Raw genomic sequence first — 26,723 nt, forward strand, 5'->3', positions numbered from 1 at the left:
GTCAACGCATACAACGACAGAGCCGAGCCCTTCGTCTGGACCAAGAAAAAGGTCCGTCAACGCCGTTTCAAAGGCCGCCGTATCACTCAGCTCTGATTCCGGGTACTAGCCACGTCATCAGGTTCCACTAGGCCTGCTGCCCCCGTGTCCCGGCTGGAGATCTAAAGCCAGCTGGCAATTTTAGAGTTCGAGGGCTGACTGACCCAGTCGCGGCGCGGGTATCTGAGCTGGTTGTCGAAGAGTCGAGTTCGACTGCCCGGTCATGGGCGTCCAGAGCCAGGAAGGAGTTCAAATGAGCGCGAAGATCATTGATGGAAAGGCCTACGCGGCCGGTCTCGCGGAGCGGGTCGCAATCGCTGTGGCGCCCTTCGCAAAACGAACGGGACGCGTGCCCGGCTTGGCCGTTGTGCTTGTAGGCAACGACCCCGCGAGCGAGATTTACGTCCGCAGCAAGGGGCTCAAGACCCTCGAGCTAGGCATGGCGAGTTTCGCAACATATTCTCCCTGAAGAAACTAGCCAGGAAGAGCTTCTAAGCCTCATCAACGACCTGAACTCGAACGATCTCGTGGACGGCATTCTTGTCCAACTGCCTCTGCCCGCGCAAATCGATGAGTTCGCGGTCATTCGCGCCATCAGGCCCGAGAAGGACGTGGATGGTCTCCATCCCGAAAGCGCTGGACGTCTCGTCGCCGGCCAGCCTGGTCTGGTGTCGTGTACGCCACTCGGGTGCCTCATGCTCCTCCGAAATGAGCTGAGCGATCTGACCGGACTTGATGCCATCGTGATCGGCCGCTCCATTTTGGTCGGCAAGCCGATGGCGCAGTTGCTGACTGGAGAGAATTGCACCGTCACTTTGGCCCATTCTCGAACGCGCGATCTCGCTGGCAAAGTGCGCCAAGCCGACATCGTGATAGCGGCGGCGGGACAAGCAGGAATGGTCAAAGGGGACTGGATCAAGCCGGGAGCCACGGTGATCGACGTAGGAACCACCAGAACCATCCTGAAGGGCAAGAAGCGGCTTCTTGGTGATGTGGACTTCGCAGCCGCCGCAGAAAAAGCCGGGGCGATCACGCCAGTTCCCGGCGGTGTTGGGCCCATGACCATTACCACGCTGATGCATAACACGATCGTCGCTGCCTATGCGCGCGAAGGTATGCCGCATTTGAAGCTGTGGTAGCCAGTCGATCGAAACCAGGCCCGATACGTCTAATTCAGTAACGAAGAGGAAAGCCAATGGTGGACACGAGCAAGATTCCAGAGACCACAATTTCGCCCACGCGCGCCTCTGACTACCGATATTTGCGGCCAATGAGCGAAGGGGGCGGCCCGATAGATTCTGATTTCACGAAGGCCTTTGAGGCCGTCGTGAATGGGGCGGCAAGGACTGCCGTCCTTCAGAAGTACGGTCTTTCCGAAATCGACTTTGGTCTGCTGACAGATGGGCAGAAAAATACGTTGAAGCTTGAGATGCAGGCCGAGGCGAATGCGGTCACGAAGGACTCGCTCTACGGAAAAGAAGGCCTCCAATTAGTCGATGGAAAGTTGGTTCGACGAGACTGACAACACTTTCAAAATTTAAATGCTCTTCAGAATTCAGCATTTTTGAAAAGTGCAAGGCTGCGGAGGACCATGGGGGTGCTTTGAAAGCCGAGAAGGATCATTCGTGCGGAATGTCCGCCGCCGTCGAGCGGCCAAGCCGCAAGAAGGCCTTGGCATCGAGATCGCCTCGGGCAGCAGTCTAGTTCCAGAACTCACCGTTAGCCAATCCATCACCCTCAGCATAGGCCGTGTCTCGGACCTCGGACTGTAGACCCGCCTATTTTTATCCTCCTCTACGCCAGACAACTACGATCACTGAATATCTATTGCACAACGACAAATCGTCGCTCTGTCTAGTCTCTGCAGTTTCAAGAGCATCCAGCAGGAGGCAGCACGACCATGCTCGTACCAGATCGTATCGTCCGACTAAAAACCGTCCTCGCTCGCACCGGTCTCAGCCGCTCCACCATCTACCGCAAGATCGCCGAGGGCACGTTCCCAGCCCAGCTAAGAATCAGCATGAACGGCTCCGGTTGGCATGAATCCGATATCGATTGTTGGGTCGCCAATCCTACCGACTGGCGGCCACCGGAGGTGATGACGGAGACGATGCGCGCGAGGAGCGCGTAGTTCACAAATCGTCGTCCAGCTCGTCGTCATGAATCTCGGCTGCGCGCTGCTTTGCGTCGGCGATCAGCTCCCTAGCAGACTCGCCCTTCACCCAGGCATCGAGCATGTCGGCCCAACACTGAAGCATGATTTTCCGTTCGGTCAGGTAGCGGTTCACGTTGTAGACAGCAGCGATACGGTTCCGAGGCGAGTGAGCCATGCTCATCTCGATCCAGCGATCATCGAACTTGGCGCGGTTCAGGCCTGTCGAAAACGTGCGGCGCAGGTCGTGAACGCCGAGGCTTTGAAAGTCCGGGTCGTCCTCGCGGATACGCTCCACAGCCGTATCGATCACCCGATTGAGCGTGGCGTTGCTTATTGGCGTATCGCCGTCGTACCGGCCAGGATGGAGGTATCGGCTGACGCCGAACATGGTGCGAAAGGCCGTCAGAATGTCGAGCGCTTGATCGCTGAGCGGGACGACATGCGCCTTGCCAGCCTTCATACGCTCGGCCGGGATCGTCCAGCGCGCGGCGGCGAAGTCGATTTCCTTCCAAGTGGCGTCGATGAACTCCGATTTGCGAACGCCGGTCAGCAGGACAAACTTCACCGCTGAGCGTAGCGTGGGCGCCGCCGCCACGTGATCCAACGCCGTCAGGACCGCGCGAACTTCGGATGGCGACAAGGCGCGCTCGCGCGGCTTGAACGTCGCGATGGCACTGGTGCGGATCGACTCGGCTGGATTGCTGACATCCAGCCCGCATCCCTGCGCGTGGCGGAAGACCAGCAACACGACCTCGCGGACATGCACGGCCACAGCCGGCCCACGTTTCTCCTTGACCTCATCGCACAGACGTTTGATCCGCTGTGGTGTCACCTCCGCCAGCTTGAGCTTCGACAAGTCGCCTGCGATGGCGCGATCATAGACGGAGCGGCGCATCGCCAGCGTACTGTCGGCCAGTCTTTCTGCCCCCGACTTAGGATCGGCCTTGTGCTTGAAATACGCCTCCGCCCAACCGCCAAAGGTGACCGCCTCGGCTGACGCGGTACGCTTCTCGACCTTAGCTTTCGAAGGCGACTCGCCTCGCTCGACCTGTCGCCGGGCTCGCGCCAGCAGCGTCCTCGCCTCCGCAAGCGAAACATCCATCCCGTATTCCAGTGCCTCGGGCGCTCGTGTCAGCGTGCGAGCCGCCTCGGCGCTATACCGGCCGATGGTCAAGACCTCCTGTCGCCCGTTCACCCGGTACTGATACCGGAACGAAATGACCCCGGTCGGCGTAACGGCCGCGTGCATCCCGTCGCGATCCGTCACCTTGTAGAGCTTGGCCCTCGGCTTGAGATTTTTCAGTTCTTTGTCAGTTAGATCGCCCATAAATCTGCATCCGGTCAGGGGGCGACCGATACCAACAAAGGGTCTGTTGGTAGCGAAAGCCCGTTTCTCGACCATCCTGCGCCATACCAACGTCGCTACCAACAAAGTGGCCGGGCTGGGGTGACATGCAGCGATACGGGGTGGGAAAAATAATCCTTGTCAGTCAGAGTGTTCGTGCGATTTCTGGGACGGCACAGGATGGTCTGAAACCACCCTAGTTCACTCCCACTCAATCGTCCCAGGCGGCTTGCTCGTCACGTCATAGACCACCCGGTTCACGCCCTTCACCTCGTTGATGATGCGCGTGGCGGTCTCTCCCAAAAACTTCATGTCGAACTGGTAGAAGTCCGCGGTCATGCCGTCGGTTGAGGTGACGGCGCGGAGGCCCACGACGTAGTCGTAGGTGCGGCCGTCGCCCATGACGCCCACCGTCTTGACCGGGAGCAGCACGGCGAAGGCCTGCCAGATGTCGTCGTAGAGGCCGTGCTTGCGGATCTGGTCGATATAGACGGCGTCGGCCTTGCGCAGAATGTCGAGCTTGTCCCTGGTGATGTCGCCGGGGCAGCGGATGGCGAGGCCGGGGCCCGGGAACGGGTGGCGGCCGACGAAGATTTCGGGCAGGCCGAGCTCGCGGCCGAGCTTGCGCACCTCGTCCTTGAACAGCTCGCGCAGGGGTTCGACGAGCTTCATGTTCATGCGCTCGGGCAGACCGCCGACATTGTGGTGCGACTTGATCGTCACCGAGGGGCCGCCGGTGAAGGAGACGCTCTCGATCACGTCAGGATAGAGCGTGCCCTGCGCGAGGAAGTCGGCGCCGCCGATCTTCTTGGCCTCCGCCTCGAACACCTCGATGAAGAGGCGCCCGATGGTCTTGCGCTTGGTCTCGGGGTCGGTGACGCCTTCAAGCTCGCCGAGGAACTGCTTGGAGGCATCCACGTGCACGAGCGGGATGTTGTAGTGGTGGCGGAACAGGTCGACCACGGTCTTGGCTTCGTCGAGGCGCAGCATGCCGTGATCGACGAACACGCAGGTGAGCTGGTCGCCGATGGCTTCGTGGATCAAGACGGCCGCGACCGCCGAATCGACGCCGCCTGAGAGGCCGCAGAGCACCTTACCCTTGCCGACCTGCGCGCGGATCTTCGCGATCTCCTCCTCGCGGAAGGCGCGCATGGTCCAGTCGCCGGAGAGGCCAGCGATCTTGCGGACGAAATTGCGGATCAGCTTGGCGCCGTCGGGCGTGTGCATCACTTCGGGGTGGAACATCAGGCCGTAGTACTTGCGCGTCTCGTCCTGGATGATCGCGAACGGCGCGTTCGGCGAGGTGCCGGCCACCGAGAAGCCCGGCGGCATCTTCGTGATGCGATCGCCATGGCTCATCCAGACCTGGTTCTTGCCGCCGGGCGACCAGACGTCCTCGAACAGCTTGCTCGGCGCCTTGACCTCGACATCGGCGCGGCCGAACTCGCGGTGATGGCCGCCCTCGACCGTGCCGCCGAGTTGCTCCGCCATGGTCATCTGGCCGTAGCAGATGCCGAGCACCGGCACGCCGGAGGCGAAGATCAGCTGCGGGGCGCGAGGCGAGCCGGCTTCATGCACCGACTCGGGGCCGCCGGAGAGGATCACCGCTTTCGGCTTCATCTCCTTGAAGGCTTCTTCGGCCTTGTTGAACGGGACGATCTCGCAATAGACGCCGTCCTCGCGCACGCGACGCGCGATCAGCTGCGTCACCTGGCTGCCGAAGTCGACGATGAGAATCTTGTCGTGCGCCGAGGCCACCGAGGGCGTCGACGCGGAGCGGTCGTTCTGTGCTGCTGTCATGGCCAGCAAATACGCGACCGTGCCCCTGCCCGCAACCGCGCGATACGCGCGCCCACATTCTTCTTTGGGCATGGACAAACGAATATAGGTAAGTATTATTGACCTAATATGCCCCACACGCCAAACAGAGGGCAATCAGGGAGAACGCCATGTCACAGCATCATCAGCCATCAACGCTCGCCGCGCTCGGCCGGACCTGGGTCGAGGCCTGGAACGCGCGCGATCTCGAGCGCGTGCTGACGCTCTACGACGAGGACACCGTGATGACCTCCGACCGCATCCCCGCGATGGGGTTCGATGCCAGCGGCACCGTGCGCGGCAAGGACGCGTTGCGGGCGTATTGGGGCAAGGCGCTCGCCCTGCTGCCGGAGCTGCATTTCAGCGTGATCGACCTGTTCGTCAGCCCTGATAGCGTCGTGGTGTTTTACGAGAACGAGCGGGGCAAGCGGATCTGCGAGTATCTGCGGGTGAATGATGCGGGGCTGATCGTGCAGGGGTCGGCGAACCATTTGGTGCATTGAAGGCTTGCTACATTCGACGGTGTCGCCTTAACCACCGCTGTCATTCCCCGCGAAGGCGGGGAATCCAGTACGCCGCGGCTTCTCCGCATCACGGCGCGGCCTCTGGAATACTGGATCGCCCGCCTTCGCGGGCGATGACAGCGTGAATGGGGCGCGAGTGTGCCTCCACACGGGTCATTGCGAGCGCAGCGAAGCAATCCAGACTGTCTCCGCGGAAAGATTCTGGATTGCTTCGCTGCGCTCGCAATGACGGAGACCGGGGCAACAGCGTGCGCTCACAAGCCCCGCACCGTCAGCGCTTGCGTGCGCCGACCTTACGCACCTTCGTATCCGACCATGTCAGCGGCCGACCGGTGCGTGAGGGCAGCACCAGTTGCCCGACCGGCTGGCCCGTCTGATCCACCAGGTCGGAATGCGCTTCGCCGCGCGCATAAAGGTGGGCTTCGCCCCATTGGCGCAAGGCGACGACGACCGGAAACAAATCGTGGCCCTTCCGCGTCAGGGCATATTCCTGATAGGCGCTGCCGTCGGAAGCCGGAACCAGCTCGAGCACGCCCAGTTCCACAAGCTTGTGCAGGCGCGCGCTGAGCATGCCTTTGGCGATGCCGAGATTCTTCTGGAAATCGCCGAACCGGCGCAGCCCGTCGAACGCGTCGCGCACGATCAGCAGCGACCACCAGTCGCCGATCGCATCCAGCGCCCGCCCCACAGGGCATTCAACCTTGGCAAAACCGGTCCGCTTCATGGCGCCTCCCAACTGGTCCTAAAATAAGACTGGACAGCGCCGCGCGCAACTGGTCCTTTTATAGAACCAGATCGAATGCCGGAGATGACGATGACGAACGAGGATGTGCGGGCAGACTCGGGACAGGACCTTGCGGTCGCCGGCCCAGGCGAAGCCGGCGAGATCGCCGGGCGCGGGCTGTCGCGCCCGATGGCGCTGCTGTTCGCGCTGACCTGCGGCCTGAGCGTCGCAAACATCTATTTCGCCCAGCCGCTGCTGGATGCGATGGCGCAGGATTTCGGCATCGCGCCGGCCGCAATCGGCATGGTGATGACCATCACGCAAGTCGGCTACGCGTTCGGCCTGATCCTGATCGTGCCGCTCGGCGATCTCTGGGACCGCCGGCGCCTGATCGTCGGCCAGACCACGCTGTCGGCCATCGCCCTCCTCATTGTCGCCACGGCTTCGCATGCCGCGGTCCTGCTCGCGGGAATGGCGCTGGTCGGCATGCTCGCCGTCGTCATTCAGGTGCTGGTCGCTCTTGCCGCGACGCTGGCAAGCCCGCCGGAGCGCGGCCGGGCCATCGGCACGGTGACGAGCGGCGTCGTGGCCGGGGTCCTGCTCGCGCGCTTCGCCTCGGGCACGCTCGCCGATATCGGCGGCTGGCGCCTCGTGTATCTCGTCTCGGCCGGCCTGATGCTCGCCATGGCGGCGCTGCTGCTGCGCGTGCTGCCGCACGGCCGACGGACGGCGTTGACCGGGGTCGCCTATCTGGCGCTGCTCCGCTCGACCGCCGCGCTGTTCGTCGAGGAGCGGATCCTGCGCGAGCGCGCCCTGTTCGCGTTCCTGATCTTCGCCAATCTCAACTTGTTCTGGAACGCGATCGTGCTGCCGCTTTCCGCGCCTCCGATCGCATTGTCCCACACATCGATCGGGGCGCTCGGGATCGCGGGCGTCGCCGGCGCGCTCGCCGCCCGCAACGCCGGCCGCCTCGCCGATCTCGGATGGGGCCAGCGCAACACCGGGCTCTCGCTCTTGCTGATGCTGGCGGCCTGGGCCCCGATCGCCTGCCTGCAAACCTCGCTCTGGCTCCTCATTGCCGGCGTGATCATGCTCGATTTTGCCATCCAGGCCGTGCACGTGACCAGCCAGAGCCTGATGGTCGCGGCGCGCCCCGATGCCGCGAGCCGCCTCGTCGGCGGCTACATGGTGTTCTACTCGATCGGAAGCGCCACCGGCGCGATCGCATCGACGATCGTGTATGCCGCGGCCGGCTGGAGCGGCGTCTGCATACTCGGCGCCGGAACCAGCGCCGCTGCGCTGCTGGTCTGGGTCATCACCGCCAGCAGGATCGAAGCGCCGGCCGGCTGTGCGGCGACGCGCTAGCGCCTCACCGGAATCTGGACTGAAGACTTGCGCGGATTCGTGCGCTAGCACTGCGCCCGCCGGCTCTGAGACAGGATTCCACGATGAAGCTCCCGACCTCCCCCTTCACCGTCACCGACTGGAGCAAGGCTGCGCCGACCACGCATCCCGGCGAGACCGGCCAAGCGCTGTGGCGCACGCTCAATATCGGCGATCTCCGGGTGCGGATGGTCGAGTATTCGCCGGGCTATCTCGCCGACCATTGGTGCGACCGTGGCCACGTGCTCTACGTGCTGAAGGGCGAACTCGACAGCGAGCTGCGCGACGGGCGGAAATTCAAGCTCACCGCGGGGATGAGCTACCAGGTCTCGGACTTCGGCGACGCCGCGCACCGATCCTCGACGGCCACCGGCGCGACGCTCTTCATCGTCGACTGAAACGCGCGGCGGCCCCTATTTGCACCGCAAAATAGCAAAGCCACGCGACATACCGGCCCACGGGTACTGCCTTGAAGTAGCCCCAAATTCTCGCTATATTGTGATCATCGATACTTGGCCGAACGACTGGGCCGCTTCGCTTCGTTTCAGACGAGCGCGCACGCTTCAGATGACTTCTCCAAACATCGACTGAACAGGATCATGGGCGCAATTCCGCGTACCGGTCCACGTGCGTATCCTCTATTTAACTAACTAAAGGAAATTCCCATGGCTATGGGCACCGTGAAGTGGTTCAACACCCAAAAGGGGTATGGTTTCATCCAGCCGGATGACGGCCAGAAGGACGTGTTCGTTCACATCAGCGCCGTCGAGCGCGCCGGCCTCTCCTCCCTCAACGAGGGTCAGAAGGTCTCGTTCGACATCGTCGCCGACCGCCGCAGCGGCAAGTCGTCGGCTGACAATCTCCGCGTCGGCTAACGCCCACGCATCGTTCTGACCACGGACGTACCGGCAGAACGTCGAGTTGGAAAGCCCCGCGAGCTTCGGTTCGCGGGGCTTTTGTTTTGGGGGGTCGAGAACCGGGCCGCGGCACAACCGGTGCCGTAGGGTGGGCAAAGGCGCGCTCTTCGCGCGCCATGCCCACCATCTTTGGGTGTTCTCACTACGAATGGCGGGCACGCTTCGCTTTGCCCACCCTACAAGGGTCAATACGAGAGCTACGTCTTCTTCAGCACCGAGACGAAGAACCCGTCCGTCCCCGTCCGGCGCGGTGTCATCAGCCAGCCTTCGTCTGACTGCAGCGCGGCCTTTGCGAAATCCTCCGCCTTGTCCCAGAGCACGCTCGCGGTCTGCTCGGGCGGCACGATCGCGAATTCGGGATGGCGTGCGGTGAACGCCCTCACCTGCTCGCCGTTCTCTTCCGCCAGCACCGAACAGGTGATGTAGGCGATGCGGCCGCCGGCCTTGACCAGCGGCACGGCGCGCTCCAGCACTTCGGCCTGATCGCGCAGACGGATCTCCAGCGCGCCGGGGCGCATGCGCCATTTGGCGTCGGGATTGCGGCGCCACGTGCCGGTTCCCGTGCAGGGCGCGTCGATCACGACGAGGTCGGCGGTGCCGCTGATGTCGGCCAGCGGATCGGCCTCGCCCTTGGGCGTGCGGACATCGGCATTGTGGACGCCGGCGCGCGACAGGCGCTCGTGGATCGGCGCAAGCTGGCGCTTGTCGCTGTCGGTGGCGATCAGCCGGCCCTTGCCCTGCATCAAGGCCGCGAGCGCCAGCGTCTTGCCGCCGGCGCCGGCGCAGAGATCGATCACCTGCTCGCCGGGTTTTGCAGCGGTGAAGCTGGCCGCAAGCTGCGATCCCTCATCCTGAACTTCAACGGCGCCCTTGATGAAATCCTCCTCCGCCTGGAGGCCGGGATTGCGCGCATCGGCCGAAAGCTCGATGCGCAGGCCGTTTGCGGACCATGGCGTCGGTTCCGCATGAAGATGAGCAAGCCCGCGCAGCACCTTGTCGCGATTGGATTTTAGCGTGTTGACGCGCAAATCGAGCGGCGCCCGGCTCGCCATCGCAGCCGCCTCCGCGGCGCGCTCCTCGCCGAACACTTTTGCAAAGTACGGGTCGAGCCAGTCCGGATAGTCGCCGGCGATCGCAGCCGGTGCGTCCTTGAGGGACCGCGAGGCCAGCGCGGCCTGCTCGGCCTCGGTCAGCGGCGCCGGTGCAAACCGGCTGCCGTCGAACAGCGCGCCCATGGTGGCCGCGTCCATGTTGCGTTCGAGGCGGAGCATGCCGATCAGCCGCGCACGCGCGGTGTCGGCGTCCATCAGGAAGGCGCTCGAGGCATAGCGGCGCAGCACGTCCCAGACGAGGCCGGCAATGGCGGCGCGGTCGCCGGAGCCGGCGAAGCGGTGCGCGGTGCCCCACTCCTTGAGCGCCTTGGCCGCGGGCACGCGGTCCTTCTCGATGGTGTCGATCAGTTCGATGGCTGCGGACAGCCGGGCAGCGGGAGTCATTTGAATCTTTCAGGTCAGGAATGGCTATTTTTGTTTTGCGCATGATCTTGTCGGAAAACCGGTATCCACTTTGCGCTAACGCGGCCCTCCGGGTCCGGATCACGCGCGCGCCTAGATCAGCAACAGCATCTTCAGCGCGAAGTAGATCCACATCGCGAACAGCACCAGCACGCCGGCGAGCCAGATCGTGGAGCGCCGGCCGAGATCGTTGGAGGAGACGAACACGCCGGCATGGGCAAAGCGCGTCACCACGAACACCCAGGACATCAGCACGATGAAGAGATCGGCGTGGCGCAAGGGCAGCGCCAGGGCGATCAGCGCGTAGAACAGCACCGGCAATTCGAACTGCTCGCCAAGCGCAATGTCGCGGCTCTTGGTCTCGCCGGAAACCAGCGAGCGCCGGCGCGCCAGCGCCATTCCGATCAGGAGTGCGAAGGTGAGACCGACCTGCACGAAGACAGGCAGCAAAACCATTTGGATGGACATCGGAACTTTCCCGTAAGGCGGAACACCGCGGACCGTCATTAGCCGCGACTGCTGGCGCTGACAATCAACGAGTTGAACCGGTGTTCCAGGTGCCGCGACCAAAGGCCGATAGTTAAAGCGATTTCGGCCCCTAGGGCCGCAAGGCGAGCTAGCGCCAAGAGACGGACATGAACACCCTCTCCAGCCTTTTGACCGAATCCGCGGACGGCCGGCTCGGCGTCCTGATGTCGGCGCTGGCAGGCATCGCGGCGGCGCTCGCGGTCGCGCTGGCGATGACGGTGTACTTCCGCCTGAGCTACCGGAGCTGGCGCGACGTCATCAGGCATGGTCTCGCCACACTGGCCGCCCTCGCCCTGTTTGCCTTCGCCGCCTACGACATGCGCCACGCCGCGCTGGCCTATCTCGGCCTCAACCCGTCCAAGCCGGCGGTCGAGTTCGAGATCCGCATGCCGAAGGAAACGCTGACGGCGGTGTCCGACAGCCAGATCGAGCTGCACACCGACCGCAACCAGACGCTGGCACTGGTCGACGGCGTGCGCGAGCTCGGTGATGGCCGCTCCGTGCTGCGCGGCGCGGTGGCGCTCAACCACCGCACCGCCGACCGCGTACTGGTCGTGAACCTGCCCGGCAAGGGCACGTTCGAATTCCGCCTCCGCCTGGCCGCCGAGCCGCACCGGTCCGAGCAGTTCGGACCCTGGCACCTCGCCGACCGCATAGCCTCGCCGGCAACCGGCAGCGGCGCGCCGCAGGACGCCTACACGATCCGCTATCGCGTGCTTTAAACTTTGTTTCATCGCGATGCATGCCCGCGCCGTCATCGTTCCGACGTGCGACAACGCGTATGCTGATCCCATCTCCGAATTTCGCCTCACGCAGATTTCCGACACCCATCTCGGCCGGCGCTTCCCCGGCCTGATCGCAAATTTCGATCGCGTCAGCGAGCACATCGACGCTGATAGACCCGACCTCGTCGTCAACACCGGCGACGTCTCCTTCGACGGGCCGACAAGTCGCGACGATGTCGAATTCGCCAAGAGCCGGCACGCCGCCCTGCCCGTCGCCTGCCGCTACCTCCCCGGCAATCACGACATCGGCGACAATCCAACCGCGATCGGGCCTGCGCCCAAGCCGCCGGTCGAGGAAAAGCACCGCCAACAATTCCGCGACATCATCGGCGAGGACCATTGGTCGTTCGAAGCGGCCGGCTGGCACTTCATCGGCCTGAACTCGCTGGTGATGAATTCCGGGCTCGCCTTCGAGGCCGAGCAGTTCGACTGGTTGTCCCGGGAAATGGCGCGCATCAACGGCAGGCCGATCGCGCTGTTCGTGCACAAGCCGATGTTTCTCAACCTGCCCGACGACCCCGAGACGCCGGAGACCTCGATCCGCTACGTGCCGCAGCCGGCACGCGCGCGCCTGATCGAGATGTTCTCGACTGTGGACCTGCGTCTCATCGCCAGCGGCCACGTGCACCAGCGGCGCGACTTCACCTGGCGCCACACCCGCCATGTCTGGGCGCCGTCGGCCGGCTTCAGGATCAACGACGCGCGCCAGGACCGCATCGCGATCAAGGAAGTCGGGCTCGTCGAATACCGCTTCCGGCCGAACGGTTTTGAAGTTCGTCACGTCAGGGCCGCCGGCCAGGTCGATGTCGATATCGAGGAGCTGCTCGTCCAGATGGGCGGCGAGCACTAGCCCAATTCGTGGGCACAACACCTTACCAAGATACCTCATTGCATCGAATTCGCGCCGGATTTGGCTAAAATGCCTTAATGACAACGTTGTCATTCCGGCATATCGTTCCCGAGCGGTCGAGGAGCCGCTGAGGGAGCGACGATGCAGTTCTTGTCCCGGTGGGGGAGCCAACGTCTTTCAACGACCACGCGGGGCATTCCCCTGGTCGATGGCCTGCCGATCGACGAGATCGCCGGCCAGGATTGGCAGCCTTGCCGCGGCGATCTCGCTCTGCCCGCCCTCACCCTCGATGAAGCCGCCTTCGCGGCCAACCGCGACCTCTTCCTGCGCTGGTGCAGGAGCTCCGACGTTGCCATTGCGCCCCATGCCAAGACGCCGATGTCGCCGGAACTCGCGCGGTCGCTGCGCGAGGCCGGCGCCTGGGGCACGACGGTCGCGAATATCCAGCAGGCTGCCGTGCTGCTCGCCCATGGCGAGCGGCACCTGCTGCTGGCCAATGAGATCGGCGGGCTCGCGGCCGGCCGGCGGCTCGGCGCGTTGCTCGGCGCCTATCCCGACGTCGAATTCCACGCCTTCGCGGATTCACCAGCGGCGGTCGCAGCACTGGCGGAAGGGGCCCGGATTGCGGGCCGCAGCGAATTGTCCGTGCTGGTCGAGCTCGGCGCGGGCCGTGCCGGCGCGCGCGATCGCGCCACGGTCGAAGCGACGATTGCCGCCGTGCTCGCGGCCGACGGCCTCCTGCTCGGCGGCGTGGCCACTTACGAAGGCGCGGTCGCAACGCCCGATCCCGACGAGACGATGCGCGCGATCGCGGCGCTGATGGAACGCACCATCGCGGCCTTCGCGCTGGTACGTCATGCTGCCCCGGACCGGCCGCTGATCATCAGCGCCGGCGGCTCCGCCTATTTCGACGTCGTCGCCCGCGCACTCGCACCAAGCGCGCAGGCCGACGGCAACGCCAGCGTCCTCTTGCGCTCAGGCGCCGTGTTCTTCGCCGATCACGGCATCTACGCGCGCGCTTTCGCCGAGCTCGACCGTCGCGGCGGTCTCGTCATCGACGGCGCACGGCACTCAGCGGCCGCGGGTTTCCAACCTGCGCTTAAACTTTGGGCCGAGGTGCTGTCGCGACCGGAGGCAGGCCTCGCGATCGCCGGCTTCGGCATGCGCGATGCCTCGTTCGATCAGGGATTGCCGGTGCCGCTGCGCGTCTTCCGCGACGGCGTCGCGCAGCAGGGGCTCGCCGAGACCCTGTCGGTCACCCGTCTCAATGACCAGCATGCATTCCTGTCCGTCGCGCCCGATGGCACGCTTGCGGTCGGCGACATCATCGCCTTCGGCATCTCGCATCCCTGCACCTGCCTCGACCGCTGGCGCGTCATCCTCAGCCTCGACGCCGACGGCGTCGTGACGCGCGTCCTCCCCACCCAGTTCGGCTGAGGCGGCGCGCCCGATGAATTTCCTGCCGCTGTGGCGCTATCAGAACCAGCTCATCGACGGCGCCATCGTCACGCTCGAGCTGACGGTGATCGCGGCGCTGGCCGGACTCCTGATCGGCGTTGCCGGCGCGGTCGCGCTGAACGGCCGCATCACGCCGCTGCGCTGGCTGGTGCGCGGCTACATCGAGCTGTTCCGCAACACGCCGTCGCTGATCCAGATGTTCATCGTCTTCTTCGTGCTGCCGAACTTCGGCCTGAAGCTGCCGGCGTTCGAAGCCGCCGCCGTCGCGCTGTCGCTCTATTTCGGCGCCTACTCGGTCGAGATCATCCGCGCCGGCCTCGACTCCGTGCCGAAGAACCAGATCGAGGCCGGCCAGTGCCTTGGGCTATCGGGCTGGCAGGTGTTCCGCCACATCCTGCTGCCGCCGGCGCTGCGCAACGCCTATCCGGCCGTGACCAGCCAGTTCGTCCTGCTGCTGCTCGGCACCTCGCTCGCCTCGCAGGTCGCGGCCGACGAGCTGTTTCACGTCGCGGGCTTCATCGAGAGCCGCACCTATCGCAGCTTCGAGGTCTATGCGGTGATCTGCGTGGTCTATTTCGCGATGGCGATGTCGTTCAAGGCGCTGTTCGCCATCATCGGTCTGGCGGCCTTCCGCTGGCCGCGGCGACGCTGAGGACAAGGCGATGCGATCCTTCACCCTGATCGATTTCGTCTCGCTGTTCGCGGCGCTGCGCTGGACAGTTGCGCTGGTCGTGCTCGCGCTCGCCTTCGGTGCGCCGCTGGCGCTGGCGTTCGCCACGGGCCGCATCAGCCGCTTCGCTGGGCTCCGCTGGACGATGGCGGCGTGCATCCAGATCGTCCAAAGCGTGCCGCTGCTCGGGCTGCTGTTCTTCTTCTATTTCGGCATGCCGTTGTTCCTGGGCATCCAGGTGCCGGCCCTCGTTGCCGTCACCGTCGCCTACACGCTCTACACCGCCGCCTTCCTCGGCGAGATCTGGCGCGGCGGGCTGGAGGCGGTGAAGCAGGCGCAATGGGAGGCAGGCGCCTGTCTCGGCCTCTCCGCCTGGCAGCAATTCCGCCACATCATCGCGCCGCAAGCACTGCGGCTGTCGCTGCCGCCGACCGTCGGCTTCCTGGTACAGCTCATCAAGGGCACCTCGCTCGCCTCGATCCTCGGCTTCGTCGAGCTTGCCCGCGCCGGCCAGGTAGTGAGCGCGGCGACGTTCCAACCGCTGCTCACCTACGCGCTGGTCGCTGCAATCTATTTCGCGCTGTGCCTGCCGCTCACGCTCTGGTCCCGCTCTCTGGAGGCCCGCCTCGATGGCCCTCGTTGAAATCCGCGACGTGCACAAGACTTTCGGCAAGGTCGAGGTGCTCAAGGGCGTCTCGCTCGACGTCGAGGAAGGCGAGATCGTCACGATCATCGGCCGCTCCGGCTCCGGCAAGTCGACGCTGCTCCGCTGCATCAATGCGCTGGAGAGCGTCGATTCCGGCGAGATCCGCGTCGAGGGCGAGAAGGTCCACGCTGGGATGCCTGACCTGAAGGCATTCCGTCAGCGCGTCGGCATCGTGTTCCAGGCTTTCAATCTGTTTCCGCACCTGAAGGTCGAGCGCAACATCACGCTGGCTCCGCTCCTCACCGGCCGCAGCGACAAAGCGAAAGCGCGTGCACTGGCGGAAGATGTGCTGACCCGCGTCGGCCTCGCCGACAAGATCGACGCCTGGCCGGAGCAGCTCTCCGGCGGCCAGCAGCAGCGCGTTGCCATCGCGCGGTGCCTCGCCATGGCGCCTCACCTCATGCTGTTCGACGAGGTGACCTCCGCGCTCGACCCCGAGCTCGTCGGCGAAGTGTTGAAGGTGATGGAGGCGATGGCGAAGCAGGGCATGACCATGATCCTCGTCACCCACGAGATGGGCTTTGCCCGCAACGTCGCCAACCGCATCGTCTTCATGCATCAGGGCCGCGTCTGGGAACAGGGCCCGCCGGCAAAACTGTTCGCCAATCCTGAAACCCCCGAGCTCGCCAGCTTCATCGCGTCCGCCAAATAACCATCCACCAATCCCCGATCAGGAGAGAGCCATGAGACCACTAAAATCCCTCTTTGCGATCGCAGCCACGGCGCTCGCCGTGCTCGCTGCCCCCACCCTCGCACAGGCCGACAAGCTGCAGGACGTGCTCGGCGCGGGCAAGCTGCGCGTCGGCCTGCTGACCGATGCCGCGCCCTGGGGCTTCAAGGACGACAAGGGCGAGATCGCGGGCCTCGATGCCGATCTCGCCCGGCTGATCGCCGCCGACATGGGCGTGAAGCTCGAGCTCGTGCCCGTGACGGCCGCCGCGCGCATCCCGAGCCTGCTCTCCGACAAGATCGACATCCTGATCGCGGGCCTCGGCGCAACGCCCGAGCGCGCCCAGCAAGTGATGTTCTCGCAGCCCTACGCGGTGGTGAATCTCGGCGTCTATGGCGCCAAGGCAATTCTGGCCGCCACCGGCAAGAAGCCCGACAATCTCGACGGCCGCAGCGTTGCGGTGGCCAAGGGCTCGACGCTCGACGTCTGGCTCACCGACAACGCGCCGAAGGTGAAACTGGTGCGTTTCGAGGATACGCCCGCCGCGCTCGCCGCGTTTCTCGCGGGACAAGCCGATACCTTTGCCGAGAACAGCGCCATCGCGCTGAAGGTGCAGGACCAGAACCCGACCAAGGAGGTCGAGCTGAAATTCCTGATCCGCCAGTCGCCGGCCCATGTCGGCGTGCGCCAGGGCGAGCAGAACCTACTCAACTGGATCAACACCGACATCTTCTTCAATAAGCTCAACGGCAAGCTCGGCGCGTTGCAACTGAAGTGGTTCAAGGAAGAGCAGACGCTGCCGACGCTGTAAGCTCGCGCACGGCTCCCGCAACATGCGGGAGCCAACCTTCACGAGGAGAATTTCGAGATGATCAAACGTTACGTCGTCGGCTCGCGCATGAGCCAGGCCGTCGCCGCCGGCGGTATGGTGCACATCGCCGGCCAGGTCGCTGACGACCGCAAGGCCGGCATCGTGTCGCAGACCCAGCAGGTGCTCGCCAAGATCGACGCGCTGCTGAAGGAAGCCGGCTCCGACCGGTCGAAGCTAATCGCGGTCAACGTCTTCCTGCCTCATATCACCGACTTCGACACCATGAACTCGGTCTACGATGCCTGGATCGATCCGGCCAACCCGCCGGCCCGCGCCTGCGTCGAAGCCCGCCTCGCCGATCCCGACCTGCGCGTCGAGATGACCGCGGTCGCCTTGCTCTAGGGCGCCGCCATCCTTTCAACCTTTGGCCGGCGCCGGCGACGGCGCGGCCGCGAGGCAAGCCATGCATACCGGACTTTTCCACGAGATCGATTTCGAGAAAGACCAGAAATGGTCGGGCCATCTCGGCATTCCCTTCTCGATCGATCGCTCCCCCTACTACCAGCTCAAGATCCCGATCTTCCGGATCAAGAACGGCGCCGGGCCAAAGCTGCTTTTGATGGCCGGCAATCACGGCGACGAATATGAGGGCGAGATCGCGCTGACACGGCTGTATCGCCGGCTCGATGCAAAGGACGTCAAAGGCGAGATCACCATCCTGCCCTTCGCCAATTGGCCGGCCGTGATGGCGGCGCGGCGCCGTTCGCCGCTCGACGAGGGCAATCTCAACCGCGCCTTCCCCGGCGATGCCGCGGGCACGCCGACATTCCGGCTTGCGCACTTCCTCGAGCACGAGCTATTTCCGCGGCACGAAGTCGTCTTCGATATCCATTCCGGCGGCACCTCGATGGCGCATGTGCCTTGCGCGCTGATCGAGCGGCAGGGCACGCCCGAGATGATCGGCCACGCGCTGCGCCTGATGGAGGGGTTGGGGATGCCCTTCGCCTTCGTCGCCGAAAACGGCGCGACCGCTCCGACCTCGATGGCAGCGGCCGCACGCGCCGGCGCGATCGGGCTCTCCGGTGAATTCGGCGGCGGCGGCACCGTCACGCCGCAGACCATGGCGCTCACGGCACGCGCGGTCGATCGGCTGTTGCTCGCGCTCGGCCTCGTCCAGGCGCCGGTGCTGGGCCCTCACGCGCCGATCGAGCGCGCCACCGAATTGCTGGCGCTGCAAAGCCACGCGCAGGCGGTGTTCGCGACGCGGCGCGGCTGGTTCGAGCCCGCCGTCATGGTCGGCACGCGCGTTGCGGCCGGCGACGTCGCCGGCTGGTATCATGATTTCGAGCGCCCGGAGCTGCCGGAAGAGGTGCTGCGCTTCCCCGCCGACGGCATCGTGATCTCGCAGCGCCTGCACACCGACAGCCAGAGCGGCGACTGCCTGGTCCAGGTCGGCCGCGCGCTGTCGCGCGACGAGCTGCCGGCGCGCTGAGTTTTGGAGACGATACCGACTGCGATTACACTCGGGATTCGATGACCGATCCGGCAAAGCCGACCTATGACGACGTTATGCGCATTCCAGCGCCGCCCGGCCGCACCAGCGCGAGCGGGCGGTCGCCGCGCATCGAGGAGGTCGCGGAGCGCGCGGGCGTTGCGCCGATCACGGTGTCGCGGGTGCTGCGCCACCCCGAGAAGGTCAATCGCGAGACCCGCGAGCGCATCCTCGAGGTGATCGAGGCGACCGGTTACGCCTCCAACCCGCATGCGCGCGCGCTGCGCTCGGGGCGCTCGAACGTGGTGATGGCCTTCGTCTCCAACATTCTCAGCCAGCAGTTCGGCCTTGCGGTGCGCAGCTTCGCCGCCACGCTGGAGCCGGAAGGCTTCGAGGTGCTGGTCGGCCAGACCTCCTACTCCTATGCCAAGGAAGTCGCGATGATCCAGTCGCTGCGCGGCATCCGCCCCGCAGCGGTGATGTTCACCGGCGTGATCGAGCTCGAGGAGAATCGTGCCGCGCTGCTCGAGCTCGGCATTCCCGTGATCGAGACCTGGGCGTTTCCGCGCGACCCCATCGACATGCTGGTCGGCCTCCCCAATGCGGATGCCGGCGCGATGGCGGCGCGCAGGCTGGCCGAAGCCGGACATCGCCGCGTCGCCTTCATCGGACGCGGCAGCGGCCGCGGCGCACTCCGCCGCGACGGTTTTCGTAACGCGGCGGCAAAGCTCGGCCTCGAGATCGTCCACGAGATCGGCGTCGGTGAGATCACGGGCCTCGTCGACGGCCGCGCGGCTTTCACCGCCCTGCTCGAACGCGGCGGCGATGTCGATGCGGTGTTCTGCGCCAACGATCTGCTTGCGACCGGCGCGCTGATCGAGGCCCGCGCCCGCGGCCTGTCGGTGCCGCGCGATCTGGCGCTGCTCGGCTTCGGCGACAACGACGTCGCCGATCAGATCACGCCCGGTCTCACCACCATCTCGTTCGATGCGGCGGCTGTGGGGCGGATCGCGGGCGAACTGCTTCTGGCGCGGCTATCAGGCACGCCGCGCGCCGAGCAGCGGCTCGCCGTCGAGCTGTTCCTGGTCGAGCGCGGCAGCGTCTGAGGTTGCGGATCAGGCGATGGTCTTGAGATCCTGCTGGATCGCAGCCAGCAGCGATTGCAGCGCATCGCTGTTCACCGGCCTCGCCTCCGCCTTCGCAGGCTGGAGCTTGTCAGGCTGCGCAGCTCTGCCCGGACGTTTCGGGAATGGCGGTGGTGGCGCCGGCATCGCGGCTGGCGTGAAATCGCCCTCATCGTCGACGTGGACGAACTTGCCATGGATGACGTCGTCGCGACGGCCCATGACGAACAGGGTCGCCCAATAGCCGGCAGCCAGAAGGATTACGCTGAAAATACCAATCTCTAACATCGCAGCACCTAAAATATGCGCGATGATTCAATGCCTTCCCTCAGCCGTCAATGAACCGACGGTCACACCTGCGGCTTTTGCGGGCAGGTGTGGCCGATCGGTCACTCTTTGTTAACCATCAATGTCCGGCGTGTGACGCTTTTGCAACTAGGCCTTGCAGCTAAGCTTTATCAGGCCCCACTCGCACCAGCTGCTTGCCGAAATTGGCGCCCTTCAGGAGCCCCATGAAGGCGCCGGGCGCGCTGTCCAGGCCCTCGGTGACGAACTCCTTGTACTTGACCTTGCCGTCGCGGACCCAGGTGGACATGTCGCGCAGGAAGTCGCCATGGCGGTTGGCGAAGTCGGAGACGATGAAGCCGCGGAAGGTGAGCCGCTTGGTCAGGGTCGCGCGCATCATCGCTGCGGCCCATTTCGGAGGCTTGGCCTCGGTGTCGTTGTAATGGGCGATCAGGCCGCAGACCGGCACGCGCGCGAACGGATTGAGCAGCGGGAACACCGCCTCGAACACGGCGCCGCCGACGTTCTCGAAATAGACGTCGATGCCCTTCGGGCAGGCAAACTTCAGCTTCGCGGCGAAATCGGCTTCGCGGTGATCGAGGCAGGCATCGAAGCCGAGCTCCTTCACCACGTAGTCGCACTTGTCCTTGCCGCCGGCGATGCCGACTGCACGCGCGCCCTTGATCTTCGCGATTTGCCCGACAGCCGAGCCGACTGCGCCGGAAGCGCCGGCGACGACGACGGACTCGCCCTCTTGCGGCTTGCCGATGTCGAGCAGGCCCGTATAGGCGGTCATGCCGGGCATGCCGAGCACGCCGATGGAGGTCGAGATCGGACCGAGCTTCGGATCGACCTTGATCAGGCCCTTGCCGTTCGAGATCGCGTGCGACTGCCAGCCGGTACGGGCGCGCACGATGTCGCCCTTGGCGAAATCAGGATTGTTGGAGGCCGCGACCTCGCTGACCGCCTCGCCCTCCATCACGCCGCCGACCGGCACAGGTGCTGCGTAGGACGGACCGTCGCTCATGCGCCCGCGCATATAGGGATCAAGCGAGAGCCAGATCGTGCGCAGCAGGACTTCACCTGCGCCGGGCGCCGGAATCGCGAATTCCTCGATGCGGAAATCGGATGGCTTGGGTTCACCGACGGGACGTGCGGCGAGAACGATGCGCTTGGCTTGGGACATGGCTTCCTCCGGGCTGCTTGTTGCAGTCATTTAGGAGGAACGCGGGGATGAAGCAAATCCCAACATTCGCTGTCATCGCCCGCGAAAGCGGGCGATCCAGTATTCCAGAGGCAGCTGTGATTGAATCGAGAAGCCGCGGCGTACTGGATTCCCCGCTTTCGCGGGGAATGACACCGTCATTGAGGCGAGCGCGCCGAAACCGACGCGCAGCCGAATGCGGAGCGGCTAACCCGCGCCCGGATAGTTCGGGCTCTCGCGCGTGATCGTGACGTCGTGGACGTGGCTTTCGCGCAGGCCCGCGCCGGTGATGCGGACGAACTGGGCCTTGTCGTGCAGGTCCTTCATGTCCTTTGCGCCGACATAGCCCATCGCGGCGCGCAAGCCGCCGGCGAGCTGGTGCATGACGTTGCCGACCGGGCCCTTGTAGGGCACCTGGCCCTCGATGCCCTCAGGCACGAGCTTGAGCGTGTCCTTGATGTCCTGCTGGAAATAGCGGTCGGCCGAACCGCGCGCCATCGCGCCGACCGAGCCCATGCCACGATAGGCCTTGTAGGAACGGCCCTGCCACAAGAACACTTCGCCGGGGGTCTCGTCGGTGCCGGCGAGCAGCGAGCCGACCATGGCGATGTCGGCGCCGGCGGCGAGCGCCTTCGCAAGGTCGCCGGAGAACTTGATGCCGCCGTCGGCAATGACGGGAATGTCGGACTTCTTTGCAGCTTCCACCGCATCCATGATCGCGGTGAGCTGGGGAACGCCCACGCCGGCGACGATGCGCGTGGTGCAGATCGAGCCCGGGCCGATGCCGACCTTGATGCAGTCCGCGCCCGCATCGATCAGCGCCTGCGCGCCCTCGGTGGTGGCGACGTTGCCGGCAACGACCTGCACGGAGTTGGACAGACGCTTGATGCGGTTGACCGCATGCAGCACGTGGCGGGAATGGCCGTGCGCGGTGTCGACGACGACGAGATCGACGCCGGCATCGATCAGCCGCTCGGTGCGCTCGAAACCGGTGTCGCCGACGGTGGTGGCGGCGGCGACGCGCAGGCGGCCCTGGGCATCCTTGCAGGCGAGCGGATGGGCGACCGCCTTCTCCATGTCCTTGACGGTGATCAGGCCGACGCAGCGATATTGCTCGTCGACCACGAGCAGCTTCTCGATGCGATGCTGGTGCAGCATCCGCCGCGCCTCGTCCTGGCTGACATTCTCGCGGACCGTGACGAGGCCGTCATGCGTCATCAGCTCGGAGACTTTTTGCCGGCGGTCGGTGGCAAACCGCACGTCGCGGTTGGTGAGGATGCCGACCAGCTTGCCGGGCGTATTCTTGCTCGCGCCGGTGACGACGGGAATGCCGGAGATGCCGTGGTCGCTCATCAGCTTGAGCGCATCGTCGAGCGTGGCCTCGGGGCTGATGGTGAGCGGATTCACCACCATGCCCGACTCGTAGCGCTTGACCTGCCGGACCTGGGCGGCCTGCCCCTCGGGGTCGAAATTGCGGTGGATGACGCCGAGGCCGCCGGCCTGCGCCATGGCGATCGCCATGCGGGCTTCGGTGACCGTGTCCATGGCGGACGCCATGATCGGGATGTTGAGCGGAATGGCGCGGGTGACGCGGGAGCGGATGTCGACCTCGCCCGGCATGACGTCCGACAGGCCCGGCTTCAACAGCACGTCGTCGAACGTAAAGGCTTCGCGAATGCCTTGAAGTTGCACCGTGGCCATCTGCCAACTCCTTCCTGCGGCCCTGCCGCAAATAGCTATGGATGAGCGCCGCCCTCAGCGTGCCTTGCGGCATCGCCGGAGAATCGGAGCCCATCGGTGGGGTTGACGCGGGTCGATAGCACGGCCACGCGACGAATCAAAGCAAATCGGACCGCCGGCCAGCCATGCACAGGCCTTTTAAGTAAATTCGGCGTGGATGGCCGGGTGGCGGCCCCCCTCGTCATTCCCCGGCGCGACGAAGTCGCGACCCCGGAATCCATCCCGCAGCAGTCTCTGGGGCCCGATGGATTCCGGGCCCACCAAGGGGCGCGCCCCGGAATGACGAGGGAGCGCGTGCACTCGCCGTCGAGGGTCACACCGTTGTTACGCAGGATTTAGGTGCTATGCGTTGATCCGCAATGGTCCCGGCGGAGCGGCGGTGATAAGCCGCAAGTCCACCTTTCCTTCTGATTTTCATTACCAATCCGTCATGGTCGACAAGCAACGCGTCATTCCGCTGATCGTGGCCACCGCCCTCTTCATGGAGAACATGGATTCGACGGTGATCGCCACCTCGCTGCCCGCGATCGCGGCCGACATCGGCACGAGCCCGCTGACGCTCAAGCTTGCCATCACCTCCTATCTGCTGTCGCTCGCGGTGTTCATCCCGGCGAGCGGCTGGACTGCGGACCGTTTCGGCGCGCGCATGGTGTTCGCGATCGCGGTCGGCGTGTTCATGGTCGGCTCGATCGGCTGCGCGCTCTCGACCTCCGTCACCGATTTCGTATTCGCGCGCATCCTTCAGGGCATGGGCGGGGCGATGATGACGCCGGTCGGACGCCTCGTGCTGCTGCGCTCGGTCGACAAGAGCGCGCTGGTCAACGCGATGGCATGGGTGACGGTCCCTGCCCTCATCGGTCCCGTGATCGGCCCGCCGCTCGGCGGCTTCATCACGACCTATGCGTCATGGCACTGGATCTTCCTGATCAACATTCCGATCGGGCTGCTCGGCATCTTCATGGCCTTGCGTTTCATCGATCCGATCAAGAGCGAGACGCGGGAACCGTTCGATCTTTACGGCATGGTGCTCGCGGGCGTTGGCCTCGCCGGCATCGCGTTCGGTCTCTCCGTCGCCGGGCTCAACCTTCTGCCCTGGAGCACGGTCGCGGCCCTGGTCGTGGGCGGCGCGATCTCGATGACATTGTATGTCCTGCACGCGCGGCGGACGGGCTCGCCGGTGCTGGACTTTTCGCTGCTGAAGCTGCCGACGCTGCGCGCGGCGGTTTTCGGCGGCTTCATGTTCCGGCTCGGCATCGGCGCGCTACCGTTCCTGCTGCCGCTGCTGATGCAGATCGGCTTCGGGCTGTCGCCGTTCCATTCCGGCCTCGTCACCTTCGCCTCCTCGCTCGGCGCCATGGGCATGAAGACGCTGGCCGCGCGCATCATCCGCACCTTCGGCTTCCGCAACCTGATGACGGTGAACGCGGTCGTCAGCGCGTTCTTCCTCGGCGTCTGCGCGCTGTTCACGGTGACGACGCCGCTGCTCATCATCATGGTGATCCTGGTGGTCGGCGGCTTCTTCCGCTCGCTGGAGTTCACCGCGATCAACACGGTGGCCTATGCCGACGTCGAGACCGCGCAGATGAGCCGCGCCACCACGCTGGTCAGCGTCAATCAGCAGCTCGCGGTCTCCGCCGGCGTCGCGGTCGGCGCGGCCTGCGTAGAAACGACGATGTGGTTCAACCATGTCAGCGAGATCGACGCCACCGTGTTCGCGCCGGCCTTCGTCGTGATCGCGTTGACTTCGGCGGCGTCGAGCTGGTTCTTCTGGCAGATGCCCGCCGACGCCGGTCACGAGATCTCCGGCCGCAAGGCGGTCGAGATCGCCAGCCGCAAGGGTGCCGCAAAGAGCGCGGCGACCGCCGCCGTCAAGACGGCGACGGAAGATACGCAGGACGTGCGGGATCAAAGGTTGGGGTAAAGCGCTATCAGGCCCGAGCGACGTCGGTCAGAACCCGACGTCGTAAAATCGTCCACGATGTGGTGGGCACGGGCGGCGTCCGCCGGCCGGTCGGCCCAGCACTCGAGCCCAGCCGCCTTGACCTAGCTCAAGGAGCGAAAGCCGGACATGAGCCTCGATGACACCTGCAAACGGTGATCGAAGACCAGGCCATGGCTCTATTGGGACCGGATACTCCGTTCGGGGACGTACTTGATCCGATGGAACGGATCTCGGAGACCTTGTTCGGGCTGATCATGGCCCTTACCTTCATCTGCTCGCTTGGTGTCGCGACCGGGACCAATATCAATATTCAAACAATGCTGATCGGCGCACTCGGCTGCAATCTCGCCTGGGGCATCGTTGACGGCGGTCTTTATCTGCTGGCGCGCATCAATGACCGGGGAAACAAGGTTCTGACCCTCCGCGCGATACGGAAGGCGCCGGATCCCGAAGCAGCGCGCCGCGTCATTGCCGACGCGCTGCCGCCGGAACTGTCGGCCATGCTGCCCGTAGAGCAGTTGGAATCGATGCGGAAACGGTTGCAACAATTGCCTGAGCCGGCTCCCGGTCCAGGGCTGACGAAGCGCGACTGGATCGGAGCGCTCGGCCTTTGCCTGCTGAGCTTCCTGTCGACCTTCCCGGTGGTCATCCCGTTCCTGTTCTTGAGCGACGCCAGACTGGCGCTGCGCGTCTCCTACGCCGTCGCCATCGTGATGCTGTTCTGTTGCGGTTACGTGTTCGGGGTTCGTAGCGGGCTGCGGCCTTCGGTGGCGGGACTTGCGATGGTGGCTGTCGGTAGTACGCTGGTTGGCATCGCGGTCGCTCTGGGAGGATGATCGACTTGCGGCGACACGAAACATCGTTTCGGGGTGCAAGCGGCGCCTTATTTGCCGCGCTGGCCGGACTGTGGCTTGCACCCATGACCGGCGGTTTGGCGTTGGCCCAATCCTCGGCCGGGGCGCTCGGCCTCGGCAACCGCGGTTGGTCGGCGGCCGACACCACCCACGCAACGCCTGCCGACGAGCTCGAATTCAGCGCGCGCGCGGGGCTTGCATCCGACTACATCTATCGCGGGACCACGCTGTCCGATCATGGCCCCGCGGCCGGCGCCGCCTTCGAGACGAGATGGGGACCGCTCTACGCCGGCACAACGGTCGCCACCGTCAAGCTGCCGACCCAACCGGCCGCCGAACTCACCTTTGCCGCCGGCATGCGCCCGCAGATTGCCACGATCGATTTTGATCTTGGGGCGACCTATTTCGCCTATCCCGGTGAAAGACTTCCTGGCGAGACCAACGGCATCAATTATTGGGAGGTCGTGGTCCGCGGCGATCGACGCATCGGCGATCAGGTCCGCGTCGCCGGCGGTTACGCCTATTCTCCGAGCGTCTCGAACACCGGCGCCTGGAGCCAATATGTGGCGGCCGGAGTCGGCTTCGACGTGCCGGAGCGGCTTCTGCTGAAGAACCTGACCGTGTCGTTCACCACCGCCGCCGGCTATTCCTGGTTTGGCAACCAGACCCCGCAACTCGGCGGCTTCCCGCTGCCTGCCTATCTCAACTGGCAGGCCGGCGTGACGTTCACGCACAAGGCGCTCAACCTCGATCTGCGCTACTACGACACCAATCTGTCGAAGGAAAACTGCTTCGTCTTTACAGGCGATCCAAATGCGCGGCCTGGCGGCCGCGCCAATCCGATCACCAACCCGGACGGCCTGGTCTCGAACTGGTGCGGCGCGACATTCGTCGCCAAGGTCTGGTTTGCGTTCAACTAACTTAGGGAACCACCGTCGGCGGCAATATGCGGGAGAACACGACACCCAGCCCGAGCGCGTCGCCCGTCAGGACGAGCTTTCCGCTATTGATCGCTCGCTGCAGCAATATCCTCTGCAGGTTGGGATCGGGGTGAGTCGGATCGGAATAGAACTTCGCTAGTACCCGGAATCAGAGCTGAGTGATACGGCGGCCTTTGAAACGGCGTTGACGGACCTTTTTCTTGGTCCAGACGAAGGGCTCGGCTCTGTCGTTGTATGCGTTGAC

Annotated in this window: 27 protein-coding genes and 1 pseudogene; 20 read left to right on the plus strand and 8 right to left on the minus strand. The window is 64.9% G+C overall.

Annotated elements, in window-relative coordinates; genetic code table 11:
• Nucleotides 1–292 precede the first annotated feature (292 nt).
• The 3 genes and pseudogenes from folD to QJT78_RS37260 all read left to right on the plus strand — a co-directional run bounded on the left by folD (nucleotide 293) and on the right by QJT78_RS37260 (nucleotide 2,170).
• Nucleotides 293–1,178, plus strand: a pseudogene (gene folD / locus QJT78_RS37250) (bifunctional methylenetetrahydrofolate dehydrogenase/methenyltetrahydrofolate cyclohydrolase FolD).
• A 56-nt stretch (nucleotides 1,179–1,234) separates the two neighbouring features.
• Entirely contained in the window at nucleotides 1,235–1,561 is a 327-nt protein-coding gene (locus tag QJT78_RS37255; RefSeq protein ID WP_038941939.1) for a hypothetical protein, read from the plus strand.
• A gap of 378 nt (nucleotides 1,562–1,939) precedes the next feature.
• Entirely contained in the window at nucleotides 1,940–2,170 is a 231-nt protein-coding gene (locus tag QJT78_RS37260) for an AlpA family phage regulatory protein (protein WP_038941940.1), read from the plus strand.
• Between the two features lies 1 nt (nucleotide 2,171).
• On the opposite strand, the gene QJT78_RS37265 is transcribed toward QJT78_RS37260, so the two are convergent.
• Nucleotides 2,172–3,521 carry a site-specific integrase gene (locus QJT78_RS37265; RefSeq protein ID WP_049807394.1) on the minus strand — a complete coding sequence of 450 codons (1,350 nt, stop codon included), beginning with the start codon at nucleotides 3,519–3,521 and terminating at the stop codon, nucleotides 2,172–2,174.
• A gap of 219 nt (nucleotides 3,522–3,740) precedes the next feature.
• Nucleotides 3,741–5,339 carry a glutamine-hydrolyzing GMP synthase gene (guaA, locus tag QJT78_RS37270; RefSeq protein WP_038941942.1) on the minus strand — a complete coding sequence of 533 codons (1,599 nt, stop codon included), beginning with the start codon at nucleotides 5,337–5,339 and terminating at the stop codon, nucleotides 3,741–3,743.
• Between the two features lie 149 nt (nucleotides 5,340–5,488).
• On the opposite strand from guaA, the gene QJT78_RS37275 reads away from it, so the two are divergent.
• Nucleotides 5,489–5,860, plus strand: a complete 372-nt coding sequence (locus tag QJT78_RS37275) for a nuclear transport factor 2 family protein (protein ID WP_028150936.1) — start codon at nucleotides 5,489–5,491, stop codon at nucleotides 5,858–5,860.
• Between the two features lie 292 nt (nucleotides 5,861–6,152).
• Here the strand turns inward: QJT78_RS37275 and QJT78_RS37280 are convergent, their stop codons facing one another.
• Entirely contained in the window at nucleotides 6,153–6,605 is a 453-nt protein-coding gene (locus QJT78_RS37280; RefSeq protein WP_028150937.1) for a helix-turn-helix domain-containing protein, read from the minus strand.
• 189 nt (nucleotides 6,606–6,794) lie between these two features.
• Between QJT78_RS37280 and QJT78_RS37285 the strand changes: the two genes are divergently transcribed.
• From QJT78_RS37285 to QJT78_RS37295, 3 genes are all read left to right on the plus strand, one after another.
• Nucleotides 6,795–7,970, plus strand: a complete 1,176-nt coding sequence (locus QJT78_RS37285; RefSeq protein ID WP_244433202.1) for an MFS transporter — start codon at nucleotides 6,795–6,797, stop codon at nucleotides 7,968–7,970.
• Between the two features lie 83 nt (nucleotides 7,971–8,053).
• The gene (locus QJT78_RS37290) at nucleotides 8,054–8,386 is read left to right on the plus strand and encodes a DHCW motif cupin fold protein (protein WP_028150939.1); all 333 of its coding nucleotides are present in this window, start codon (nucleotides 8,054–8,056) and stop codon (nucleotides 8,384–8,386) included.
• A gap of 267 nt (nucleotides 8,387–8,653) precedes the next feature.
• Complete coding sequence (locus tag QJT78_RS37295) at nucleotides 8,654–8,863, plus strand: cold-shock protein (protein WP_008141931.1); 210 nt, start codon at nucleotides 8,654–8,656, stop codon at nucleotides 8,861–8,863.
• Nucleotides 8,864–9,102: 239 nt separating this feature from the next.
• Here QJT78_RS37295 and QJT78_RS37300 read toward each other — a convergent pair whose 3' ends face one another.
• On the minus strand, nucleotides 9,103–10,401 hold the full coding sequence (locus tag QJT78_RS37300) for an RsmB/NOP family class I SAM-dependent RNA methyltransferase (protein ID WP_028150940.1): 1,299 nt from the start codon (nucleotides 10,399–10,401) through the stop codon (nucleotides 9,103–9,105).
• Between the two features lie 111 nt (nucleotides 10,402–10,512).
• Nucleotides 10,513–10,887, minus strand: a complete 375-nt coding sequence (locus QJT78_RS37305) for an MAPEG family protein (protein ID WP_028150941.1) — start codon at nucleotides 10,885–10,887, stop codon at nucleotides 10,513–10,515.
• A 167-nt stretch (nucleotides 10,888–11,054) separates the two neighbouring features.
• On the opposite strand from QJT78_RS37305, the gene QJT78_RS37310 reads away from it, so the two are divergent.
• From QJT78_RS37310 to QJT78_RS37355, 10 genes are all read left to right on the plus strand, one after another.
• Nucleotides 11,055–11,669: a hypothetical protein gene (locus QJT78_RS37310; RefSeq protein ID WP_028150942.1), complete on the plus strand. Its 615-nt coding sequence runs from the start codon at nucleotides 11,055–11,057 to the stop codon at nucleotides 11,667–11,669.
• Nucleotides 11,670–11,739: 70 nt separating this feature from the next.
• The gene (locus QJT78_RS37315; RefSeq protein ID WP_028150943.1) at nucleotides 11,740–12,582 is read left to right on the plus strand and encodes a metallophosphoesterase; all 843 of its coding nucleotides are present in this window, start codon (nucleotides 11,740–11,742) and stop codon (nucleotides 12,580–12,582) included.
• A 141-nt stretch (nucleotides 12,583–12,723) separates the two neighbouring features.
• Nucleotides 12,724–14,019, plus strand: a complete 1,296-nt coding sequence (locus QJT78_RS37320; protein ID WP_038941944.1) for an amino acid deaminase — start codon at nucleotides 12,724–12,726, stop codon at nucleotides 14,017–14,019.
• Between the two features lie 13 nt (nucleotides 14,020–14,032).
• Nucleotides 14,033–14,692, plus strand: a complete 660-nt coding sequence (locus QJT78_RS37325; RefSeq protein ID WP_028150945.1) for an amino acid ABC transporter permease — start codon at nucleotides 14,033–14,035, stop codon at nucleotides 14,690–14,692.
• A 10-nt stretch (nucleotides 14,693–14,702) separates the two neighbouring features.
• Complete coding sequence (locus tag QJT78_RS37330; RefSeq protein WP_028150946.1) at nucleotides 14,703–15,353, plus strand: amino acid ABC transporter permease; 651 nt, start codon at nucleotides 14,703–14,705, stop codon at nucleotides 15,351–15,353.
• Nucleotides 15,340–16,068 (plus strand): amino acid ABC transporter ATP-binding protein, encoded by a 729-nt coding sequence (locus tag QJT78_RS37335; RefSeq protein ID WP_028150947.1) that lies wholly within the window; start codon nucleotides 15,340–15,342, stop codon nucleotides 16,066–16,068. The genes QJT78_RS37330 and QJT78_RS37335 overlap by 14 nt, the downstream gene beginning before the upstream one ends.
• A gap of 31 nt (nucleotides 16,069–16,099) precedes the next feature.
• Nucleotides 16,100–16,897, plus strand: coding sequence for a transporter substrate-binding domain-containing protein (locus tag QJT78_RS37340; RefSeq protein ID WP_281460463.1), 798 nt, complete (start codon nucleotides 16,100–16,102; stop codon nucleotides 16,895–16,897).
• Nucleotides 16,898–16,954: 57 nt separating this feature from the next.
• Nucleotides 16,955–17,299 carry a RidA family protein gene (locus tag QJT78_RS37345; protein WP_018645782.1) on the plus strand — a complete coding sequence of 115 codons (345 nt, stop codon included), beginning with the start codon at nucleotides 16,955–16,957 and terminating at the stop codon, nucleotides 17,297–17,299.
• A gap of 61 nt (nucleotides 17,300–17,360) precedes the next feature.
• The gene (locus QJT78_RS37350) at nucleotides 17,361–18,389 is read left to right on the plus strand and encodes a succinylglutamate desuccinylase/aspartoacylase family protein (protein WP_028150949.1); all 1,029 of its coding nucleotides are present in this window, start codon (nucleotides 17,361–17,363) and stop codon (nucleotides 18,387–18,389) included.
• Nucleotides 18,390–18,430: 41 nt separating this feature from the next.
• On the plus strand, nucleotides 18,431–19,495 hold the full coding sequence (locus QJT78_RS37355) for a LacI family DNA-binding transcriptional regulator (protein ID WP_038941946.1): 1,065 nt from the start codon (nucleotides 18,431–18,433) through the stop codon (nucleotides 19,493–19,495).
• Nucleotides 19,496–19,504: 9 nt separating this feature from the next.
• Here the strand turns inward: QJT78_RS37355 and QJT78_RS37360 are convergent, their stop codons facing one another.
• The 3 genes from QJT78_RS37360 to guaB all read right to left on the minus strand — a co-directional run bounded on the left by QJT78_RS37360 (nucleotide 19,505) and on the right by guaB (nucleotide 22,703).
• Entirely contained in the window at nucleotides 19,505–19,801 is a 297-nt protein-coding gene (locus QJT78_RS37360; RefSeq protein WP_028150951.1) for a hypothetical protein, read from the minus strand.
• Nucleotides 19,802–19,961: 160 nt separating this feature from the next.
• Complete coding sequence (locus tag QJT78_RS37365; protein ID WP_038941947.1) at nucleotides 19,962–20,984, minus strand: NADP-dependent oxidoreductase; 1,023 nt, start codon at nucleotides 20,982–20,984, stop codon at nucleotides 19,962–19,964.
• Between the two features lie 225 nt (nucleotides 20,985–21,209).
• Complete coding sequence (gene guaB, locus QJT78_RS37370) at nucleotides 21,210–22,703, minus strand: IMP dehydrogenase (protein WP_028150953.1); 1,494 nt, start codon at nucleotides 22,701–22,703, stop codon at nucleotides 21,210–21,212.
• Nucleotides 22,704–23,172: 469 nt separating this feature from the next.
• Between guaB and QJT78_RS37375 the strand changes: the two genes are divergently transcribed.
• From QJT78_RS37375 to QJT78_RS37385, 3 genes are all read left to right on the plus strand, one after another.
• Nucleotides 23,173–24,663 (plus strand): DHA2 family efflux MFS transporter permease subunit, encoded by a 1,491-nt coding sequence (locus QJT78_RS37375; RefSeq protein WP_028150954.1) that lies wholly within the window; start codon nucleotides 23,173–23,175, stop codon nucleotides 24,661–24,663.
• Between the two features lie 173 nt (nucleotides 24,664–24,836).
• Complete coding sequence (locus QJT78_RS37380) at nucleotides 24,837–25,520, plus strand: VIT1/CCC1 transporter family protein (RefSeq protein ID WP_157790115.1); 684 nt, start codon at nucleotides 24,837–24,839, stop codon at nucleotides 25,518–25,520.
• Between the two features lie 83 nt (nucleotides 25,521–25,603).
• The gene (locus QJT78_RS37385; RefSeq protein ID WP_157790436.1) at nucleotides 25,604–26,458 is read left to right on the plus strand and encodes a TorF family putative porin; all 855 of its coding nucleotides are present in this window, start codon (nucleotides 25,604–25,606) and stop codon (nucleotides 26,456–26,458) included.
• Nucleotides 26,459–26,723: the final 265 nt, after the last annotated feature.

The sequence above is a fragment of the Bradyrhizobium sp. Mp27 genome (assembly GCF_029953005.1).
Classification (GTDB): domain Bacteria; phylum Pseudomonadota; class Alphaproteobacteria; order Rhizobiales; family Xanthobacteraceae; genus Bradyrhizobium; species Bradyrhizobium barranii.